Annotated in this window: 1 tRNA gene and 2 rRNA genes (1 of these 3 cut by a window edge); all 3 read left to right on the top strand. The window is 56.3% G+C overall.

The features are described from left to right. Positions 1-2,771: ribosomal RNA gene (locus CRO12_RS17470) — 23S ribosomal RNA — on the top strand; it begins 29 nt to the left of the window's first position. A gap of 140 nt (positions 2,772-2,911) precedes the next feature. Continuing rightward, positions 2,912-3,026, top strand: a 5S ribosomal RNA gene (rrf, locus tag CRO12_RS17475). 183 nt (positions 3,027-3,209) lie between these two features. After that, positions 3,210-3,286, top strand: a tRNA-Met gene (locus tag CRO12_RS17480). Positions 3,287-3,332: the final 46 nt, after the last annotated feature.

The following is a 3,332-nucleotide window of genomic DNA, read 5'->3' on the forward strand; positions in this document are numbered from 1 at the left end:
GCCTTGGCATGTACAGGCGAAGAAGGACGTGGCACGCTGCGATAAGCGTCGGCGAGGTGTGAGCAACCTTTGACCCGGCGATTTCCGAATGGGGAAACCCGTCTTCACCGATTATCCGCGGCCTGTGGCGACATAGGGTGTGGGTAATTGGCTGAAGTCATCACCGGAGTGAATACATAGCTTTGGTGAAGCGAACCTGGCGAACTGAAACATCTCAGTAGCCGGAGGAAAAGACATCAACCGAGATTCCGTTAGTAGTGGCGAGCGAACGCGGACCAGGCCAGTGCCTGTTGTTCAACTAGCAGAAGCTTCTGGAAAGGAGCGCCGGAGCGGGTGACAGCCCCGTATGCGAAAGTGAGACAAGAGGACTCGAGTAGGGCGGGACACGTGTAATCCTGTCTGAACATGGGGGGACCACCCTCCAAGCCTAAATACTCGTACATGACCGATAGTGAACTAGTACCGTGAGGGAAAGGTGAAAAGCACCCCGATGAGGGGAGTGAAACAGTACCTGAAACGGATTGCCTACAAGCAGTGGGAGGGGTTTTATGCCCTGACCGCGTACCTCTTGCATAATGGGTCTGTGACTTAATGTACCAAGCAAGCTTAAGCCGATAGGTGTAGGCGCAGCGAAAGCGAGTCTGAATAGGGCGATTTGAGTTTGGTGTATTAGACCCGAAACCCGGCGATCTAGGCATGACCAGGATGAAGGTGGGGTAACACCCACTGGAGGTCCGAACCGATTAACGTTGAAAAGTTACCGGATGAGTTGTGTTTAGGGGTGAAAGGCCAATCAAGCCGGGAAATAGCTGGTTCTCCGCGAAAACTATTGAGGTAGTGCCTCGAGCGAATACCCCAGGGGGTAGAGCACTGGATGGGCTAGGGCGGCGCGAGCTGTACCAAACCTAACCAAACTCCGAATACCTGGGAGTACTACTCGGGAGACAGACGGCGGGTGCTAAGGTCCGTCGTCAAAAGGGAAACAGCCCTGACCTACAGCTAAGGTCCCCAAGTCACGTCTAAGTGGGAAAGCATGTGGGAATCCCAAAACAACCAGGAGGTTGGCTTAGAAGCAGCCATCCTTTAAAGAAAGCGTAACAGCTCACTGGTCTAAACAAGGGTTCCTGCGGCGAAGATGTACCGGGGCTCAAGACGTGCACCGAAGCTTAGGGTGTGCTGAACTTGTTTCAGTACGCGGTAGCGGAGCGTTCCGTACGCCTGTGAAGCGGGAGGGTAACCGACCGTGGAGGTATCGGAAGTGCGAATGCAGACATGAGTAGCGATAAAGAGGGTGAGATGCCCTCTCGCCGAAAGACCAAGGGTTCCTGCGCAAGGCTAATCCGCGCAGGGTGAGCCGGCCCCTAAGACGAGCCCGAAGGGGGTAGTCGATGGGAACCACGTTAATATTCGTGGGCCTGGTGGTGTGTGACGGATGGCGTGTGTTGTTCAGCCTTATCGGATTGGCTGGGCTTCGAAGCTGTTCCGGGAAATAGCCCCACCGTATAGACCGTACCCGAAACCGACACAGGTGGTCAGGTAGAGTATACCAAGGCGCTTGAGAGAAGTGTCCTGAAGGAACTCGGCAAATTGCCTCCGTACCTTCGGAAGAAGGAGGCCCAACATAGGCGCAAGCTCTTGTTGGGGGCACAGGCCAGGGGGTAGCGACTGTTTAGCAAAAACACAGGGCTCTGCTAAGTCGGCTTCAAGACGACGTATAGGGTCTGACGCCTGCCCGGTGCCTGAAGGTTAAGTGGAGGGGTGCAAGCTCCGAAATGAAGCCCAGGTAAACGGCGGCCGTAACTATAACGGTCCTAAGGTAGCGAAATTCCTTGTCGGGTAAGTTCCGACCTGCACGAATGGCGTAACGACTTCCCCACTGTCTCCAGGACATGCTCAGCGAAATTGAATTCTCCGTGAAGATGCGGAGTACCCGCGGTTAGACGGAAAGACCCCGTGCACCTTTACTGCAGCTTCAGAGTGGCATTAGGAAAGAACTGTGTAGCATAGGTGGGAGGCTTTGAAGCGTTGGCGCCAGCCGGCGTGGAGCCATAGGTGAAATACCACCCTGTTGTTTTCTGATGTCTAACCACGCACCGTGAAACCGGTGCTGGGACCCTCTGTGGCGGGTAGTTTGACTGGGGCGGTCGCCTCCTAAAGAGTAACGGAGGCGCGCGAAGGTTGGCTCAGGCCGGTTGGAAACCGGCTGTTAGAGTGCAATGGCATAAGCCAGCCTGACTGCGAGACTGACAAGTCGAGCAGAGACGAAAGTCGGTCATAGTGATCCGGTGGTCCCTCGTGGAAGGGCCATCGCTCAACGGATAAAAGGTACGCCGGGGATAACAGGCTGATAACCCCCAAGAGCTCATATCGACGGGGTTGTTTGGCACCTCGATGTCGGCTCATCACATCCTGGGGCTGGAGCAGGTCCCAAGGGTTTGGCTGTTCGCCAATTAAAGTGGTACGTGAGCTGGGTTCAGAACGTCGCGAGACAGTTTGGTCCCTATCTGCCGTGGGCGTCGAAATTTGAGAGGAGTTGACCCTAGTACGAGAGGACCGGGTTGAACGTACCTCTGGTGTACCTGTCGTCGTGCCAACGGCGCAGCAGGGTAGCTATGTACGGACGGGATAACCGCTGAAAGCATCTAAGCGGGAAGCCTCCCTCGAGATAAGATTTCATCGAGCGGTCGAAGACCACGACCTTGATAGATCGGATGTGGAAGCGCGGTAACGCGTGAAGCTAACCGATACTAATCGCTCTGTTCGCGCTTGAGAGTTCCACACCACCAACATCAACGCCGGTCACCGGCGCTGGTGCGTGGGTTGAACGCCAGCCTAGGTGCATCGATTTGAACCCCAGCACATCCGCAAGCGCGCCAGCCGTTGCGGATGTGCCGATACACGGCCTCCATTGCCTGGTGGCCATAGCGCCTGTGAACCACCCGATCCCATCCCGAACTCGGACGTGAAACCAGGCTGCGCCGATGGTACTACTGCCTAAGCAGTGGAAGAGTAGGGCGTCGCCAGGCATTGCAGACCGTGTGTCACACAAAACCCATTCACAATATCAACGGCGCTCGTCGCACCGCGCGGTGCGGACAAGCAATGCCGCCCGGCGAGGCGGACAACTTCTTGGGTTCTCATCAAAGCACCGCTTTGATGGGCGGCCAGCTTGGGTCCCCATCAAAGCACCGCTTTGATGGGCGCCATGGCGCGGGGTGGAGCAGCCCGGTAGCTCGTCAGGCTCATAACCTGAAGGTCACAGGTTCAAATCCTGTCCCCGCAACCAACACCACAGAAACGCCCCCGTCGTGAGATCGACGGGGGCGTTCTGC

This window comes from Sphingomonas guangdongensis (genome assembly GCF_900199185.1).
Taxonomy (GTDB): Bacteria; Pseudomonadota; Alphaproteobacteria; order Sphingomonadales; family Sphingomonadaceae; genus Sphingomonas; species Sphingomonas guangdongensis.